This window comes from Kitasatospora cheerisanensis KCTC 2395 (genome assembly GCF_000696185.1).
GTDB classification, from domain to species: domain Bacteria; phylum Actinomycetota; class Actinomycetes; order Streptomycetales; family Streptomycetaceae; genus Kitasatospora; species Kitasatospora cheerisanensis.
The window spans coordinates 1,821,826-1,837,979 of record NZ_KK853997.1; the positions used below are offsets into that span (position 1 = coordinate 1,821,826).

The window sequence follows — 16,154 nt, forward strand, 5'->3', positions numbered from 1 at the left end:
GTGCCGAATAGTCAACGTTCCACCCATGAGCAACCGTGCGAGACATTCGCTCGCAAGCGGCCATGTGCTCCTTAGAAAGGAGGTGATCCAGCCGCACCTTCCGGTACGGCTACCTTGTTACGACTTCGTCCCAATCGCTGGTCCCACCTTCGACGGCTCCTCCCCTTACGGGTTAGGCCACCGGCTTCGGGTGTTACCGACTTTCGTGACGTGACGGGCGGTGTGTACAAGGCCCGGGAACGTATTCACCGCAGCATGCTGATCTGCGATTACTAGCAACTCCAACTTCATGGGGTCGAGTTGCAGACCCCAATCCGAACTGAGACCGGCTTTTTGGGATTCGCTCCGCCTCACGGCATCGCAGCCCTTTGTACCGGCCATTGTAGCACGTGTGCAGCCCAAGACATAAGGGGCATGATGATTTGACGTCGTCCCCACCTTCCTCCGAGTTGACCCCGGCAGTCTCCTGTGAGTCCCCGACATTACTCGCTGGCAACACAGAACAAGGGTTGCGCTCGTTGCGGGACTTAACCCAACATCTCACGACACGAGCTGACGACAACCATGCACCACCTGTACACCGACCACAAGGGGGCTGCCCATCTCTGAGCCGTTTCCGGTGTATGTCAAGCCTTGGTAAGGTTCTTCGCGTTGCGTCGAATTAAGCCACATGCTCCGCTGCTTGTGCGGGCCCCCGTCAATTCCTTTGAGTTTTAGCCTTGCGGCCGTACTCCCCAGGCGGGGAACTTAATGCGTTAGCTGCGGCACCGACGACGTGGAATGTCGCCAACACCTAGTTCCCAACGTTTACGGCGTGGACTACCAGGGTATCTAATCCTGTTCGCTCCCCACGCTTTCGCTCCTCAGCGTCAGTAATGGCCCAGAGATCCGCCTTCGCCACCGGTGTTCCTCCTGATATCTGCGCATTTCACCGCTACACCAGGAATTCCGATCTCCCCTACCACACTCCAGCCTGCCCGTATCGAATGCAGACCCGGGGTTAAGCCCCGGGCTTTCACATCCGACGCGACAGGCCGCCTACGAGCTCTTTACGCCCAATAATTCCGGACAACGCTCGCACCCTACGTATTACCGCGGCTGCTGGCACGTAGTTAGCCGGTGCTTCTTCTGCAGGTACCGTCACTTGCGCTTCTTCCCTGCTGAAAGAGGTTTACAACCCGAAGGCCGTCATCCCTCACGCGGCGTCGCTGCATCAGGCTTTCGCCCATTGTGCAATATTCCCCACTGCTGCCTCCCGTAGGAGTCTGGGCCGTGTCTCAGTCCCAGTGTGGCCGGTCGCCCTCTCAGGCCGGCTACCCGTCGTCGCCTTGGTAGGCCATTACCCCACCAACAAGCTGATAGGCCGCGGGATCATCCTGAACCGCCGGAGCTTTCCACCAACCCCCATGCGGGAGAAGGTCGTATCCGGTATTAGACCTCGTTTCCAAGGCTTGTCCCAGAGTTCAGGGCAGATTCCCCACGTGTTACTCACCCGTTCGCCACTGATCCACCCCGAAGGGCTTCACCGTTCGACTTGCATGTGTTAAGCACGCCGCCAGCGTTCGTCCTGAGCCAGGATCAAACTCTCCGTGAATGTCTCCACGGGGAGCGGCACAGCAACCACCGGAATAAGGGCGGTCCTGCGCACTGCGTCCTCGCTAGTGTTACTTCATAAAGGAATCTCCAACCGATCATCAAGACCGGCCGGGGATGTCAACATATCTGGCGTTGACTTTTGGCACGCTGTTGAGTTCTCAAGGAACGGACGCTTCCTTCGAGCGATCTTCCGATCGGCCCTCCGGGCGCTTCGTTCTTTCGTGTTTCCAGCTTATCAGATGTTTTCCGCTCCGTTTTCCGGAGTTTCGATCCGACTCGCTGTTGTCTTCTGTGACCTGACGGCCCGTCCGACGTTTCAAACTCTAGCCGATCCCCGCTCCGAAAAGCGAATCCGCCGCAATCTCCAAAAACGCGCACAGCAAATACGAACGGAGACGCGAAAAGGACGCGACCCGTCACGGATCAACCGGTTGGTTCTCAAGGGATTGGCCGCCCCGGGACCGTCCACACAGATGCGTGTCCGGTGCTCCCAGCCGAGCGACCAGTGAACACTACGCCGGATCCGCGCCAGGTGCAAACACGCCGACGGCCGGCCCGGAAGGTGTCTTCCGAACCGGCCGTCGGTCATGGAGCAGGAGGAGGCGTCAGGCCTGGCGGCCCATCTCCTCGGCGATCGCGGCGGCGAAGGCGTCGATGTCGGCTTCGGTGGTGTCGAAGGCGGCCATCCAGCGGACCTCGCCGGTGTGCTCGTCCCAGAAGTAGAAGCGGTAGCGCTTCTGGAGGCGCTCGCTGACCTCGCGCGGCAGGATCGCGAAGACGGCGTTGGCCTGGACGGGGCGGACCACGGTGACGCCGGGGATCTCGCGGACGGCGGCCTCCAGGCGGAGGGCCATCGCGTTGGCGTGGCCGGCGTTGCGCAGCCAGAGGTCGCCGGTGAGGAGGGCCTCGAACTGGACCGAGACGAAGCGCATCTTCGAGGCGAGCTGCATCGACATCTTGCGCAGGTACTTGAGGTCGCGGACCCGCTCGGGGTTGAGGACGACCACGACCTCGCCGAGCAGCAGGCCGTTCTTGGTGCCGCCGAAGGAGAGGACGTCGACTCCGCAGTCGGTGGTGAACTCGCGGAACGGGACGCCGAGGGAGGCGGCCGCGTTGGCGAGCCGGGAGCCGTCCATGTGGACGAGCATGCCGCGCTCGTGGGCGTGCTCGCAGATCGCCCGGACCTCCTCGACGGTGTAGAGGGTGCCGAGTTCGGTGGACTGGGTGATGGAGACGGCGAGCGGCTGGGCGCGGTGCTCGTCGCCCCAGCCCCAGGCCTGCTGGTCGATCAGCTCGGGGGTGAGCTTGCCGTCGGGGGTGGGGACGGTGTGGATCTTGATCCCGGCGATCTTCTCGGGCGCGCCGCACTCGTCGACGTTGATGTGCGCGCTCGCCGCGGCGATCACCGCACCCCAGCGGGGCAGCAGGGTCTGCAGGGCGACCACGTTGGCGCCGGTGCCGTTGAAGACGGGGTACGCCTCGGCCCGGTCGCCGAAGTGACGGCGGAAGACGGTCTGCAGGTGCTCGGTGTACTGGTCCTCGCCGTAGGCGACCTGGTGGCCGTCGTTGGCGAGGGCTATCGCCGCGAGGATCTCGGGGTGGACGCCGGCGTAGTTGTCGCTGGCGAAGCCGCGCACGGCGGGGTCGTGGTGCCGCACCGCGTCGGTCGGGCCGAAGGGGGTGGTCATCGGGCTGTCAGCCACAGGTGCTGTCCATTCAGTTCTGCTGCGGGGCGGTCCCAGAGGCCCGCCAGGGTGGTGGCCAGGTCGGCGGTGTCGGTGAAGCCCGGGAACTTGGCGTCCGGCTTCTCGGCACGCATCTCGGGGCTGACCAGGGCCTTGATGACCAGGATGGCAGCTGCGGCGGTGGGGGTTCCGTCCTCGGCGGTGGTCTCCTTCACGAAGGAGTTCGCCATGGCGAGGGTCCAGGCCTCGGTGGCGGCCTTGGCGGCGGCGTACGCGGCGCCGCCGGCGGTGGGCTTGTGCGCGGCGGAGGCGGAGACCATCGCGTAGCGGCCGGCGGGGCTGCGCAGCAGGGCGGGCTGGAAGGCCAGCGAGGTGTGCTGGAGGGTGCGCACGACGGTGTCGTGCAGGAAGTCCCAGTCGTCTATCCGGGTCTCGAAGAAGGTCTTGCTGCCGCGCCAGCCGCCGACCAGGTGGAACAGGCCGTCGACGTGGCCGTGCTCGGCTTCGAGGTGGTCGGCCCAGTCGTGGACCTCCTGCGGGTCGAGCAGGTCGATGACCTGGCCGGTGATCCGCGCGCCGGGGACGGCGGTGCGGATGCCGTCGATGGCCTTGTCGAGGCGCTGCTGGTCGATGTCGGCGCCGATCACGGTGGCGCCGTCGGCGGTGAGGCGGCGCAGGGTGGCCTGGCCGGCGGGGCCGCTGGCTCCGGCGACGGCGATGACCTTGCCGTCGAGCGGGCGGGCGGTGCGGGGGGCGGTGGTCACGCGGCGATCTCCTCGACGTCGGCGCTGGTGATGCCCTTGGTGCCGGCGATGACGCGGCTGAGCTTCTTGGACAGGGCTTCGTAGAACATGCTGAGCGGGAACTCGTCGGGGTGGACGGCGTCGCACAGCGCCTTGCGCAGCGCCTTGTCCTCGGCGAGGTCGAGCGGGAGCGCCTCGGGGCCCTTGGCCCAGGTCGAGGCGGGGTGCGGGGTGAGGTACTGGGAGACCAGCTGGTAGGCGGCGATCCAGTGCGCGGTCTTGGGGCGGTCGATGCCGTCGCGGTAGAGGGTCTCGATCTCGGCGCAGAGCTGGTTGGTGACCTCGGCGACCCGCGACCAGTCGAAGGTGAGCCGGTTGTCGCGCCAGCGCAGCGCGTCGTGCTTGTGCAGGTAGGCGAAGAGCAGCTGGCCGCCCATGCCGTCGTAGTTGCGGACGCGGTCGCCGCTGACCGGGAAGCGGAACATCCGGTCGAAGAGGATGGCGTACTGGACGTCGCGGCCCTGGCTGAAGCCCTCGGCCTCGAGTTTGACCGACTCCTTGAAGGTGTTCAGGTCGCAGCGGAGCTCTTCGAGTCCGTACATCCAGAACGGGCTGCGCTGCTTGATCATGAACGGGTCGAAGGGCAGGTCGCCGTGGCTGTGGGTGCGGTCGTGGACCAGGTCCCACAGGACGAAGGTCTGCTGGGTGCGGTCCTGGTCCTGGAGCAGGCTCTCGGCGTCGGCGGGGATGTCGAGGCCGAGCTGGCGGACGGCGCTGGTGGAGACGGTGCGGAAGCGGGCGGCCTCGCGGTCGCAGAAGATGCCGCCCCAGGTGAAACGTTCCGGCGCCTCGCGGACGGCCACGGTCTCGGGGAAGAGCACGGCGGAGTTGGTGTCGTAGCCGGCGGTGAAGTCCTCGAAGGTGATGCCGAGGTAGCCGGGGTTGTCGAAGCGGGTCTTCTCCAGCTCGGCGATCCACTCGGGCCAGACGACCTTCAGCAGGACGGCTTCCAGGTTGCGGTCCGGGTTGCCGTTCTGGGTGTACATCGGGAAGACCACGAGGTGGCCGATGCCGTCGACGCGGTGCTCGTTGGGGCGGAAGGCCAGCAGCGAGTCCAGGAAGTCGGGCTCCCGGTAACCGGTGTCGGCCCACTTGCCGAGGTCGGCCTGCACGGCGGCGAGGTACTCGGCGTCGTGCGGGAAGAGCGGGGCGAGCTCGGCGACGGCGCCCTGCACGGTGTCGACCAGGGGGTCGACGGTGGTGCGGGGGGTGGCGGCGAGGTCGATCGAGCCGTCCTTGGACTGCAGGGGCCGGAGGGCCTCGACGGCGTCCTTGAGGCGCAGCCAGGCCGGGTGCGTGGCGAGGCCGGCAGTGGGGGCGTCGCCCGCGGCCGCGAGCGTCGGCGAAAGATTCTGCATCACAGGCTCACTTCGACAGGAGTTATTTCGACAAGACCACGTTAAGTGCGAAAGGTTCTCCGGCTCAAGACCAGTTTGACGGCGGACACTCCAGTTCGTAGCGCCACCGCCCCCGCTTCCCGCCGCGTTGGATGAAACGGACACATCCGGCGTCGGTTCCGGTACGCCCGACCCTGCCCGCCCCGAACGGGCCGCCACCGGGGCCGCAGGCCCGCTCCGCGCCCGTGCCGCGGCGCCGGCGCTCCGGCCGCCGCCCTGCCCCGGGCGGCCGCGCCCGGCCACTTCCGGCGTGCTCTCCCCACGCAGGCCGCAGGCCCGCCAACGCCTCGGTGCGCCCCCGTTTGCGCCTGCTGCGCCCGCCCGGGCTTCGGTGATCGTGGGTGGGTGCGAACACCCGGCCGAAGGAGACGGCGATGCACGGTCCGGCGCTGGTGAACTGGCTGCTGGCGGCGCTGGCCGCGGGCAGCGGCGGCTACTACGGGTGGCGGGCGCGGCGCGGCCGGCGGGCCGGCGCGTCGTGCGGGGACGGTGCGCCGGCCCGGCGGGAGTCGGACGTGCTGGAGGCCGCGATGGGCCTGGGCATGGCGGGGATGGCGCTGCTGCCGGGGGTGGCCTGGGGCTGGCCGTACGCGCTGCTGGCGGCTGTGCTGCTGGCGGGTGCGCTGGCCGGGCGCGGACGGCGCTGCGGGCGCACCGGCTGCACCACGGGATCGGCGCGCTGGCGATGGCGTACATGGCGCTGGCGATGGCGGGCGGTCCGGGCGGCGGGCATGCCGGGCACCACGGGGCGCCGGGCGGGCTGCCGATGGTGACGGGGGTGCTGCTGGTGTACTTCGGCGGGTACGCGCTGTGGGAGGGCAGCCGGTTGATCCCGGCGGACGGGGCGGCGGTGGCGGCGCCGCTGCTGCGGGCCTGCCGGGCGGGCATGGGGATCGGGATGTTCGCGATGCTGCTGACCATGTGAGTGCCGGTGCGCGGCGGCCGGCCGGCAGCTGACGGTCCGTCGGAAACCGTGCGGGGACGTGGTCTTGGTCACTGGGGCGGCCCGGCCGTTCCGCGTCGGCGTGAGGCGGCATAGGTTGGGGGGAAGCGCACCGCCGCGCACCGTGTCCCTCCTCGGGAGCCCCCTGCCATGACGGCACTGCTGAGCCTGTTGCTGCTCGGACTGCTGCTCGCCACCGTGGCGCCGCGCCGCCTGGCCCGGGCCCGCTGGCCCGAGCGAGAACCGGTGCTGGCCCTGCTGGTGTGGCAGATGCTGGTGGTCGCGGTGCTGCTGTGCTGCGTGCTGAGCCTGCTGCTGGCGAGCGCCGCGGCGCTGCCGGCCTGGCGGGACGTGGTGTTCTCGGGTGCGCCGGCCGGGGTCGCGGAGGCGTACGGCCTGGCGGGTCTGGAGGGTTGGGGCCGGCTGTCGGCCGCGGTGCTGGCGGCGGGCGGGCTGTGGACGGCGCTGTCGCTGGCCCGGGAGATCCGGTCGGCGCGTGCGGAGCGTGATCACCGGCATGCCCAACTGGTGCGGCGCGCGCCCGAGTTGCCGGCTTCGCTGCTGCCGCGGCGGCGGCGTCCGCGGGAGCCGTTGGTGGTGCTGGAGAACGTCCGGCCGCAGGCCTGGTCGCTGCCGGGGCCGCAGGCCCGGCTGGTGGTGACCACGGGAGCCCTGCAGCAGTTGTCGGACCGGGAGCTGGCGGCGGTGCTGAGCCACGAGCGGGGTCATGTCCGGGCCCGGCACCACTGGTTGGCGCAGTGCTCGCAGGCTCTGGCCACCGGTTTCCCGGGGGTCGGGGTGTTCTCCGAGTTCCGGGACCAGGTGGCGGTGCTGGTGGAGCTGGCGGCGGACGACCGGGCGGCCCGTCGGCACGGGCGGGTGACCACCGCGCTGGCGCTGGCGGAGTTGAACAGCGAGGTGTTCGCGTCCTGCCCGCCGCGGCAGTTGGCGCAGTCGCCGGCCCGGGTGGACCGGCTGCTGCTGGGCGAGCCGCGGCTGCCGCGGCGGGCCCGGCTGGGCTGGACGCTGGCGGCGCTGGCCGCCCCGGTGGCGGCGGCGCTGCTGGCCGCCGCGCCGGGGCTGTCGACGCTGTTCTGAGCGGGCCGGCCCCGCGCGGGGCCGGCGCTCCGTCGGTTCGGCCCGGCCGGTTCGGATCAGCCCTGCGGCGGGAGCGTCTCGGCGAGGATGCGGCGGTGCACGGGGCGGGCCTTGCGGTAGCGCTCGCGGCCCTCGTCGGTGAGCGCGACGAAGATGCCCCGGCGGTCGTTCTCGCACAGCGAGCGCTGCACCAGGCCGGATTTCTCCATCCGGGCGACGAGCCGGGAGAACGCGCTCTGGCTGAGGTGGACGCTGCCGGAGAGCACCTGGGCGCGGGAGCCGGACTGGTGCTCCTCCTGCTCGAACTCCCAGAGGCGCTCCAGGAGTTCGAACTCGCTGACGCCGATGCCGAAGGCGTCGCCGAGCTCGCGGTCTATGGCGCAGGACGTGACCGCATGGCTGGCCAGGACGGCGCGCCACTGCTGGGTGAGCGCCGTCTCGGCGGCCGGGTCATGGTCCGGATCTAGGTCGGTCACGCCGCCACGTTACCACATGCATGCACATCTGTTGCGGCTACATTAAATGCACTTGCATCCCATGCATATGCATGTAGCGTACGGTGCCATGACCGACACGCGATGGACCCCACGCCTCTGGGGCGCCCTGGTGGTGCTCTGCGCCGCCATGTTCCTGGACGCCCTCGACGTCTCGATGGTGGGCGTCGCCCTGCCCTCGATCGGCGCCGACCTGCATCTGTCCGACTCCGCCCTGCAGTGGGTGGTGAGCGGCTACGTCCTCGGCTACGGCGGCCTGCTGCTGCTCGGCGGCCGCGCGGCCGACCTGCTCGGCCGTCGCCGGGTGTTCCTGGTCGCCCTGGCGGTGTTCGCCGGCGCCTCGCTGCTCGGCGGCCTGGTCGACAGCGGCCCGCTGCTGATCGGCGCCCGCTTCCTGAAGGGCGTCAGTGCCGCGTTCACCGCCCCGGCCGGCCTCTCCATCATCACCACCACCTTCGCCGAGGGCCCGGCCCGCAACCGCGCGCTGTCCATCTACACCACCTGCTCCGCCGCCGGCTTCTCGCTCGGCCTGGTCATCAGCGGGCTGCTGACCTCGGCCGGCTGGCGGCTGACGTTCCTGATGCCGGTCCCGATCGCGCTCGCCGCGCTGCTGGCCGGCGTGAAGCTGCTGCCCCGTCAGCACGGCGAGCAGCGCGCCTCCGGCGGGTACGACGTGGCGGGCGCGATCACCGGCACCGCCGCCGTCCTGCTGCTGGTGTTCACGGTGACGGAGGCGCAGGGCGCGGGCTGGCTGTCGCTGCGCACGCTCGGTTCGCTGCTGCTGGTGGCGGCGCTGGCCGCGGCCTTCCTGCTGATCGAGGCGCGCACGGCGCACCCGCTGGTACGGCTCGGCATCTTCCGCAGCGCGGGCGTCCGCCGGGCGAACCTGACGGCGCTGACGCTGATGGGCGCGTACGCGGGCTTCCAGTTCGTGGCCACGCTGTACCTGCAGCGGCTGCTCGGCTGGTCCGCGCTGGAGACGGCGCTCGGCCTGCTGCCGGGCGGCGCGATCGTCGCCCTGTCGGCCGGCTCGGTCGGCCGCCTGCTGGACCGCTTCGGTCCGGAGCGGGTGCTCCCGGTCGGCGTCGCGTCGATGACGGTCGGCTACGCGCTCTTCCTGCGGCTGGACGAGCACAGCGGCTTCGCCGGCCTGGTGCTGCCGAGCATGCTGCTGATCGGCGCGGGCTTCGCGCTGGCCTTCCCGTCGGTCAACGTGGCGGCCACCAGCGGCGTGTCCGACGACGAACAGGGCCTCGCCTCGGGGCTGGTGAACACCGCGCTCCAGGTCGGCGGCGCGATCGTGCTGGCCGCCACCACCGCCGTGCTCACCGCGGGCACCGGCGGCGGGACGGACGCGCACGCCCAACTCGCGGGCTACCGGCCCGCCCTGGTGCTGGTGACGGGCGCCACCGTGCTCGGCCTGCTGGTCGCGCTGACCGGCGCGCTGCGCACCGCCCGCCGCAAGCCCGAGCCGGTCTCCGTGCCGGACTACCGGTACGCGCCGCTGGAGGCGGAGGTGCTGTCGGAGCGCTGAGCACCCGTGGGCCGCTCGGTCCCGCCCGGCGAGCGGCCGCCTGACGAGGCGTCGGAGCCGGCTCCACCAAACCCCCGTGTTGGTGGAGCCGGAGCGCTGTCCGTGCCGGGCCCGGCGGGCCGGATGGACGGCGGAGCAGTCACCATGGCAGCTTGCCGGTCCCCGGTCAATCCCGTTCGGCGCCGCCGATACCGAACTGCGGCCGGGCGGGCGGGGCCCGCGCTCACCGCCGGCCCCAGCCGTCCGGGGCCGTCCCGCCGGCCCCTGCCGTCACTGGTTCTTGAGGATGCCCTGGAGCAGTTCGAGGGTCTGCTGCGGGGTCAGGCTGTCCACGCAGAGCCGCTCCATGACCTGCAGGTACTCGTCGACGTCGTCGCGCTTGTCGAGGTACAGGGCGCTGGTGAGCTGCTCCAGGTAGACCACGTCCGGCAGGTCCTGCTCGGGGAAGCGCAGCACCGAGAACGCGCCGCTCTCACCGGCGTGCGCGCCGAACCGGAAGGGCATCACCTGCAGCACCACGCTGGGGAATTGCGCCAACTCCACCAGGTGCTCCAGCTGGGCGCGCATCACCTCGGGCCCGCCGACCGGGCGGCGCAGCGCCGCCTCGTCGATGACGGCCCACAGCTTGGGTCCGCGGCCCTCGGTGAGCAGCTTCTGCCGCCGGGTGCGGAGCGCGACGCGGCGCTCGATCTCGTCGTCGGCGAGCGCGGGCCGGTTCTGCGCGAAGATCGCCCGGGAGTACTCGTCGCACTGGAGCAGGCCGGGGACGAACTGCACCTCGTAGGTGCGGATCAGCGCGGCGGCCTCCTCCAGACCCATGTACGTCTGGAACCAGTTGGGCAGCACGTCGTTGTAACTGTGCCACCAGCCGGACTTGTTGGCCTCGCGGACCAGGGCGAGCAGGGTCTCCCGCTCGGGGCCGCCGGCCAGGCCGTACAGGCTGAGCAGGTCGGCCACGTCGCGCTCCTTGAAGGAGACGCGGCCGAGTTCCATCCGGCTGATCTTGGACTCCGAGGCGCGGATCGCGTAGCCGGCGTCCTCGCGGCTGATCGCACAGCCCTCACGGAGCCGGCGGAGCTGTGAGCCGAGGAGGATGCGGCGCACCATCGAGCCCCCGCCGGGCTGCACTGCGGTCATCTGACCAAACCTCCACTGGGAAAGACCAGTTGCACAGTCTGCCATCACTTGGGCGCACTGAGTGCCGATAGTGGTGCGCAGGGCTATCGGTTCTGACGCGCAGGCACCATCTTGCACGTGCATCCGGTGCATGCATATGCCAATCGCACGACTGCACGTGAATCGACTCTTGCATCTGCCGTGAGCGCAGAGGACCATGGTGCACGTGCACTTGCACGCCCTTGGCAACCCCGCGGGCTCCGCGTCGACAGCTTGCGCGATACCGCACACCCGTCCCGGCAACGCCCGTGCGTCGCTGGGTACTTGCGTGTGCGCGCAGCGGTCGGGCGCGGCGGCAGAGCGGCCGAGCGAGTCGGAGGTGACCGGCATGACCCCGGTGGGTCCCGCCGTGTCCGCCCCCTTATGGGAGGAGCTCTTCATGAGCACCGGTACGGCCCTGGCGACCGACCCCCATGTGGTCAGCTGCACACTCGCTCCCCGTTTCGAAGCCGTACGCACCGCGCGGGAGTTCGCGCGGACGACCCTCGAGGGCTGGGGCCTGGGGGATCTCTTCGACGATGTGGCGCTGGTGGCCTCGGAGTTGGTGACCAACGCGCTGCGGCACGCGCTCGGCCAGCGCGAGCCCTCCCTCGTCCCGACGCAGACGACGCCGCAGCTCGCGGCCGGCTCGCTGCCGATCCGGATCAGCCTGGTGCACCGGGCCCCGCAGGTGGTGTGCGCGGTGAGCGACCCGTCCAGCGTCGGTCCGATCGCGCGGGAGGCGGACTTCGTGGCCGAGTCCGGCCGCGGCCTGCACCTGGTGGACTCCTTCTCCCGCTCCTGGGGCTGGCACCCGCTGGCGGGCGCGGGAAAGGTGGTGTGGGCGCTGTTCGACGCGCAACTGCCGGAGGCCGCCGAGCCGCCGCTGCCCAACCTCGGCCGGCACCGCCGCTCGGCGTGACGGCCGACGCTTGAGGTCCGACGGCGCCGCGGGTCCGACCGGGGCGCCCTCTGCCCTCCTTCTCCTCCCCTGCACCGTCCGCGCACCGGACAACACGAAGGCCGTCGCGGGTTCTCCCACGACGGCCCGGGTGTACGGGGTCTGACATCGCGTCAGGGCGTGCCGAGGTGGTCGAACTCGCCGTCCTTCACTCCGAGCAGCATCGCGTCGATCTCGGCGCGGGTGTAGACCAGCGCGGGCCCGTCGGGGAAGCGCGAGTTGCGCATCGCGACCTCGCCGTTGGGCAGCGGGGCGAACTCCACGCAGTTGCCCTTCGAGTTGCTGTAGCGGCTCTTCTGCCAGACCACGTCGAGGTCCGCTGCCGCAATGCCGTTGTACGCCTCACCCATTGAATTCTCCCCAGACCCTGGCGAATGCCTCACTTGACGTGATGATAGCTCGGCTGCACGTGCATCAGCATGGGAAATAGCCCGTGCAGAAGAACGTGCCAATGCCGTCACCAAGTCTCCACAGCACTGCAATTGACGGTGCGTAAGCGGACACAGCCGGGCGAAACGGCAGTCACTCCATGACCGTCCGCACACAGCCGTCAGCACGTTGTCGATCATCACCGCGGTTCCCGCGCCTCACAGCCAGTCACTTCCGACGCTGTGATGACCGTCACTTCCTGGCGGATTGCCGCCCACTGTCGGCATCCGGCTGCAAGGCACGCTGGGCAATGTCCTACGATCTGGCGCATGAGCACCGCAGCCATCCCGGGCGCGCCACTGCCCGTCCGTACGCCAGGCTCCCGTGCGCGGGGGCGCCACCGCCGTCCCGAGCGCCCCGAGATCATGGCCGGTTCGCCTGCCCTGGTGCTGGCGATTCCGGCCTTCGCCGGGCCGGAGACCCGCCCGGTCGTCGACGAGCTGCTGTCCGTCGTGCGCGGGGACCAGCCGGGCATCGAGGCCACGGCGGCCTACCTGGGCGGCGAGGACGCGCCGACGGTGGCCGACCTGCTGAACGCCGCGGCCGAGTCGGGCCTGCCCGCGCCGGTGGTGCTGCCGCTGGTGCCCGGCCCGCACGAGTTCCTGCCGGAGCTGCACAAGCTGGCCGCCGAGACCGGCGCCCGGGTGCTGGACCCGCTGGGCCCGCACCCGCTGCTGGCCGAGGCCGTGCACGTGCGGCTGTCCGAGGCGGACCTGGCCCGCGCCGACCGCGCCCGCCTGTTCGCGATCGCCACCGCCGCCGACGGCGTGGTGCTGACCACCACCGGCGGCGAGGAGGCCGCGGCCTCCGCCGGCATCACCGGTGTGCTGCTGGCCGCCCGGCTCGCCGTGCCGGTGGTCCCGGCCGCGCTGGACGTGCCGGGGTCGATCGCCGCCGCCGTCGCCCACCTGAAGGCGACGGGCTGCGAACGCCCGGCGCTGGCCCCGCTGGTGATCGGCCCGGAGGCCGACCCGGAGCTGCTGGCCACGGCCGCCGAGGAGACCGGCTGCCCGAGCGCCGCCCCGATCGGCGCCTACCCGACGGTGGCCCAGCTGATCGCGTCCAGCTACCTGGCCGCACTCCCCGAGCCGACCCCGGAGCAGTTGGAGGCCGCCGCCGCCGAGGAGCGCACCACCCCGGGGGCGCACGCGGCGCGCTGACGCGCCGAACCCAGGACCGCGACGGGCGGGAGCAGCGCATCGACGCGCTCCCGCCCGTCGCGCTTTCCGTTTCCCGGCAGCGGCGGCCCGGCCCGTCGGGCGCTCCGGTCCGCGGCGACGCCGGCCTCCCGCCCGTGCTAGTCCGGCCCTCGTGCTGTTCCAGCCGTCGTGCTGGTCCCGCGGGTGCGTCAGCCGGTGACCCGCCCGGTGCGCGGCGCGCTGTCGGTGAACTTCGGTGCGGGCAGCGCGAGCTGACGGGGCGGGGTGGGCGCGGTCGCGGGGGCGGTGGCGGCGTTCCACGGTCCGGGGGCGACTCCGGGGCCGGGCTTGGTGAGCGCGACGGTTGCCGACTGGCCGGCCTTGCGGAACAGGATCTGCTTGGGCGCGGGCGCGTCCGGGTCGAGCCAGAGTTCGGGGCCGTCGCCGAACTCGCAGTCCAGCACGGCGATGTCGTCGGGCTTGCCGTCGGCGGTGGCCCGGAACGCCACCCCGGCCTTGCGGTAGCCGGTGAGCCGGCTGCGGCTCAGGGTGACCTGTTCGCCGTCGAGTTGGTGCTTGAGGGTGGCGACCGCGTAGTCGGAGTGTCCGGCGGCGTCGATCAGCAGCCCGTCGAAGACGGTGCCCTTGTCGCGGCCGAGCGCGTGCACGGCGATGCCGCCGGCCGCGTTGCCGTACAGCACCGAGGCGGTGTAGTCGAAGTCGTTGAGGTAGGCGCCGTGCTCGATGCCCCAGCCGCCGTTGTGGTAGGCGACGAACCCGGTGACGGTGTGGTGGTGTTCGGCGTTCAGCCAGACGAAGACGCCGTTCTCCAGGTTGTTGTGCGCCAGGCAGTTCTCGAACGTCCACACTCCCTCGGCGGTCTCCGGCCACTCGTAGCCGGACGCGCCGGTGGCGCCCTGCACGCCGACGGCCACGCAGTCCCGCGCGGTCGATCCGGTACCGGCGCCGAGACTGAAGCCGGTGAGCCGGTAGCCGCGCGGGTTGGGTTCGAAGACGGTGCGGGAGGCGACGCAGCCCAGGTAGCCGATGTCGTCGGACGGGCCCTGCGGGGTGCGGGTGTCGATCGGGCCGTCCCACCAGTACGCGTCCTCCCAGGTGTTGTGGGAGATGCAGCCGCGGAAGGTGATGCCGTGGCTGTTGTGCGGCACGAACGCGTGGCTGCCGCTGTCGCGGACCACCACGCCCTCGACCACGGTGCCGCGCGAGGTGTCGAGCAGCATGTGGAAGTGCAGCCCGTACCGGCCGAGCACGGGTTCGGTGACGGGCTGTCCGTTCCAGCTGTCCTTGCCGGTGGTGCGCGGGCCGAGCCGACGCAGCTCCGCGTGCCGGACGTCGGCGGGGCGGCTGGACGTCAGGTGGACGTGGGCGCGGCCCTGTTCGGTGCCTTCGACCCGGACGTTGCGGCTCAGGTTGAGCACTTCGGCGCCGAAGCTCGCGCCGCCGCCGACGCCGACCCGCGGGTGGGCGTGCTGGAGCGGTGCGGTCAGCACCACGTTGCGGCCGTCGACGCGTTGCACCGTCACCAGGTCGTAGGAGGTGGAGAAGGACTCGGCGTCGGGCGGGCGGTCGGGGTGACGGCGAGTTCGTCGCCCGGCTGCCAGCCGTCGGGGGCGGCGGCGAGGCGCAGCGTGGTGTCGCCGGCCTTGAGGTCGGCGGCGGCCCGCACCCAGGCGGTGCGGGGTGCGCCGTCGAGCCGGAGGTAGCCCTGGCCGGTGACCCACAGGCCGGTGTCGCTGTCGACGACGGTCGTCCCGCCGCCCCGGAAGCGGCGTTCGTCGATGTCGGGGAAGCGCAGGGTGTGGGTGTGCGCCTGGTCGGGGGCGAGGGCGAGGGTGCCGCGGACTTCGACGTTGCCGCCGCTCTCCAGGGTGAGCGACCTGTCCTTGGCGAAGACCAGCGAGCCGCCGGTGTCGATCAGCAGCGAGCCGATCCGGGCGTCGGTGTCCAGCACCACCTTGTCGGTGATCCGCACGGCGCTGCCCGGGCCGGGGGGCTTGCCGCCCCAGCCCTTGGCGTCCGACCACTTGCGTCCGTTGTCGTCGACCGGCGGCGGGGCGGGGTCGGCTGCGGGCCGGACGCGGCGGGGACGGCGCGGGGGTGCTGATGGCCCGTCGCGCCGTCGCCGGGCGGTGGCGGGGCGGCTTCCTCCGCCGCTCCGGCGAGCGACTGGCGCAGCACCACTCCCCCGCCGACCGCGGTCACCGTTCCGACCGCCAGCCAGGTCAGCATCCGCCGCCGTCCGACCGACGGCCGCCGGTGCCGCCCGTTCTCCCAGTGCTCCACGATGGCCGCCTCCCGAACGCGCGCAGGGACTCCGAATCGTCGGGGGCAGCATAGGCGGCGGCCGGAACGGAATTACGCGACTTCCGTGCGGGTTAAGCATTATGACGTAGCGTCAGGCGCGGAATGGAATTCGGTGTCCGCCGGTGGTGCGCGCCCAACGCCCGGAGCAGAACGGGACATTCACCCGCAAACCGGCCTCGAAGTCCGAGATCAAATACCCACCAAGGCGAATATTCCCTCACCGCCTTGCATAACACCCTAAAACGGACACAAGATCGCCGATTGCCTGACGGCCGCCCAGTTCTCGCCATTCGCAGCGGAGTTCGTCCGGAATTCCTTGATCGCGTTATTCGCAGCTGGTGATGCCCGTCACAGGCATTTGCGAATCCTCCTTAAATCCGCTTAATCTCCTGCCCACGTTCGTGGACACACGGACCCAGCTCTCCCGGAACGCCGAGTCCTGCCGCCGGGTGGGCCGGCTCATGCGAAACGCACCGCGGCAGGGGCGGGGGAACCAGGTAAGTCGCCCTGGGCAGGTCCACGGACCGGTCCGGGGCTTGGGGTGAAGCCGTGCGCGCCGAGAGGCGTGCGCGGCCGGGCAACGTCCGGCCCGAAT

Annotated in this window: 13 protein-coding genes and 1 rRNA gene; 5 read left to right on the forward strand and 9 right to left on the reverse strand. The window is 70.8% G+C overall.

Going from position 1 to position 16,154, the window contains the following annotated elements; translation table 11 throughout:
* Positions 1-75 precede the first annotated feature (75 nt).
* The 4 genes from KCH_RS08205 to KCH_RS08220 all read right to left on the reverse strand — a co-directional run bounded on the left by KCH_RS08205 (position 76) and on the right by KCH_RS08220 (position 5,442).
* Positions 76-1,594, reverse strand: a 16S ribosomal RNA gene (locus KCH_RS08205).
* Between the two features lie 607 nt (positions 1,595-2,201).
* The gene (locus KCH_RS08210) at positions 2,202-3,284 is read right to left on the reverse strand and encodes a threonine aldolase family protein (RefSeq protein WP_208865930.1); all 1,083 of its coding nucleotides are present in this window, start codon (positions 3,282-3,284) and stop codon (positions 2,202-2,204) included.
* Entirely contained in the window at positions 3,281-4,045 is a 765-nt protein-coding gene (locus tag KCH_RS08215; protein WP_035860767.1) for an SDR family NAD(P)-dependent oxidoreductase, read from the reverse strand. Before KCH_RS08215 ends, KCH_RS08210 begins: the two co-directional genes overlap by 4 nt.
* Positions 4,042-5,442, reverse strand: coding sequence for a DUF6421 family protein (locus KCH_RS08220; RefSeq protein WP_035860768.1), 1,401 nt, complete (start codon positions 5,440-5,442; stop codon positions 4,042-4,044). Before KCH_RS08220 ends, KCH_RS08215 begins: the two co-directional genes overlap by 4 nt.
* Before the next feature lie 517 nt (positions 5,443-5,959).
* Between KCH_RS08220 and KCH_RS45900 the strand changes: the two genes are divergently transcribed.
* Positions 5,960-6,406, forward strand: a complete 447-nt coding sequence (locus tag KCH_RS45900) for a DUF5134 domain-containing protein (protein WP_425268889.1) — start codon at positions 5,960-5,962, stop codon at positions 6,404-6,406.
* A 168-nt stretch (positions 6,407-6,574) separates the two neighbouring features.
* Positions 6,575-7,522: a M56 family metallopeptidase gene (locus KCH_RS08230; RefSeq protein WP_035860771.1), complete on the forward strand. Its 948-nt coding sequence runs from the start codon at positions 6,575-6,577 to the stop codon at positions 7,520-7,522.
* A 56-nt stretch (positions 7,523-7,578) separates the two neighbouring features.
* On the opposite strand, the gene KCH_RS08235 is transcribed toward KCH_RS08230, so the two are convergent.
* Positions 7,579-7,998: a MarR family winged helix-turn-helix transcriptional regulator gene (locus KCH_RS08235; protein ID WP_035860774.1), complete on the reverse strand. Its 420-nt coding sequence runs from the start codon at positions 7,996-7,998 to the stop codon at positions 7,579-7,581.
* Between the two features lie 88 nt (positions 7,999-8,086).
* On the opposite strand from KCH_RS08235, the gene KCH_RS08240 reads away from it, so the two are divergent.
* Positions 8,087-9,550, forward strand: coding sequence for an MFS transporter (locus KCH_RS08240; protein WP_244305234.1), 1,464 nt, complete (start codon positions 8,087-8,089; stop codon positions 9,548-9,550).
* A gap of 270 nt (positions 9,551-9,820) precedes the next feature.
* Here KCH_RS08240 and KCH_RS08245 read toward each other — a convergent pair whose 3' ends face one another.
* The gene (locus KCH_RS08245; protein WP_208865931.1) at positions 9,821-10,687 is read right to left on the reverse strand and encodes a helix-turn-helix domain-containing protein; all 867 of its coding nucleotides are present in this window, start codon (positions 10,685-10,687) and stop codon (positions 9,821-9,823) included.
* A 418-nt stretch (positions 10,688-11,105) separates the two neighbouring features.
* Between KCH_RS08245 and KCH_RS08250 the strand changes: the two genes are divergently transcribed.
* Positions 11,106-11,627 carry an ATP-binding protein gene (locus KCH_RS08250; protein ID WP_051652880.1) on the forward strand — a complete coding sequence of 174 codons (522 nt, stop codon included), beginning with the start codon at positions 11,106-11,108 and terminating at the stop codon, positions 11,625-11,627.
* 152 nt (positions 11,628-11,779) lie between these two features.
* Here the strand turns inward: KCH_RS08250 and KCH_RS08255 are convergent, their stop codons facing one another.
* Positions 11,780-12,016 (reverse strand): DUF397 domain-containing protein, encoded by a 237-nt coding sequence (locus KCH_RS08255; protein WP_035860779.1) that lies wholly within the window; start codon positions 12,014-12,016, stop codon positions 11,780-11,782.
* Between the two features lie 348 nt (positions 12,017-12,364).
* On the opposite strand from KCH_RS08255, the gene KCH_RS08260 reads away from it, so the two are divergent.
* Complete coding sequence (locus KCH_RS08260) at positions 12,365-13,255, forward strand: sirohydrochlorin chelatase (protein ID WP_084223377.1); 891 nt, start codon at positions 12,365-12,367, stop codon at positions 13,253-13,255.
* Positions 13,256-13,443: 188 nt separating this feature from the next.
* Here KCH_RS08260 and KCH_RS08265 read toward each other — a convergent pair whose 3' ends face one another.
* Entirely contained in the window at positions 13,444-14,778 is a 1,335-nt protein-coding gene (locus KCH_RS08265; RefSeq protein WP_035860782.1) for a hypothetical protein, read from the reverse strand.
* The gene (locus tag KCH_RS45905) at positions 14,775-15,638 is read right to left on the reverse strand and encodes a G8 domain-containing protein (protein WP_341865356.1); all 864 of its coding nucleotides are present in this window, start codon (positions 15,636-15,638) and stop codon (positions 14,775-14,777) included. Before KCH_RS45905 ends, KCH_RS08265 begins: the two co-directional genes overlap by 4 nt.
* Positions 15,639-16,154: the final 516 nt, after the last annotated feature.

What these genes read in the sequence shown, in the direction of transcription:
- KCH_RS08230 (WP_035860771.1), top strand. Translation starts at nt 6,575, where the DNA reads ATGACGGCACTGCTGAGCCTGTTGCTGCTCGGACTGCTGCTCGCCACC.
- KCH_RS08255 (WP_035860779.1), bottom strand. Translation starts at nt 12,016, where the DNA reads ATGGGTGAGGCGTACAACGGCATTGCGGCAGCGGACCTCGACGTGGTC.
- KCH_RS08260 (WP_084223377.1), top strand. Translation starts at nt 12,365, where the DNA reads ATGAGCACCGCAGCCATCCCGGGCGCGCCACTGCCCGTCCGTACGCCA.
- KCH_RS08210 (WP_208865930.1), bottom strand. Translation starts at nt 3,284, where the DNA reads ATGACCACCCCCTTCGGCCCGACCGACGCGGTGCGGCACCACGACCCC.
- KCH_RS08250 (WP_051652880.1), top strand. Translation starts at nt 11,106, where the DNA reads ATGAGCACCGGTACGGCCCTGGCGACCGACCCCCATGTGGTCAGCTGC.
- KCH_RS45905 (WP_341865356.1), bottom strand. Translation starts at nt 15,638, where the DNA reads ATGCTTAACCCGCACGGAAGTCGCGTAATTCCGTTCCGGCCGCCGCCT.
- KCH_RS08240 (WP_244305234.1), top strand. Translation starts at nt 8,087, where the DNA reads ATGACCGACACGCGATGGACCCCACGCCTCTGGGGCGCCCTGGTGGTG.
- KCH_RS08220 (WP_035860768.1), bottom strand. Translation starts at nt 5,442, where the DNA reads ATGCAGAATCTTTCGCCGACGCTCGCGGCCGCGGGCGACGCCCCCACT.
- KCH_RS08245 (WP_208865931.1), bottom strand. Translation starts at nt 10,687, where the DNA reads ATGACCGCAGTGCAGCCCGGCGGGGGCTCGATGGTGCGCCGCATCCTC.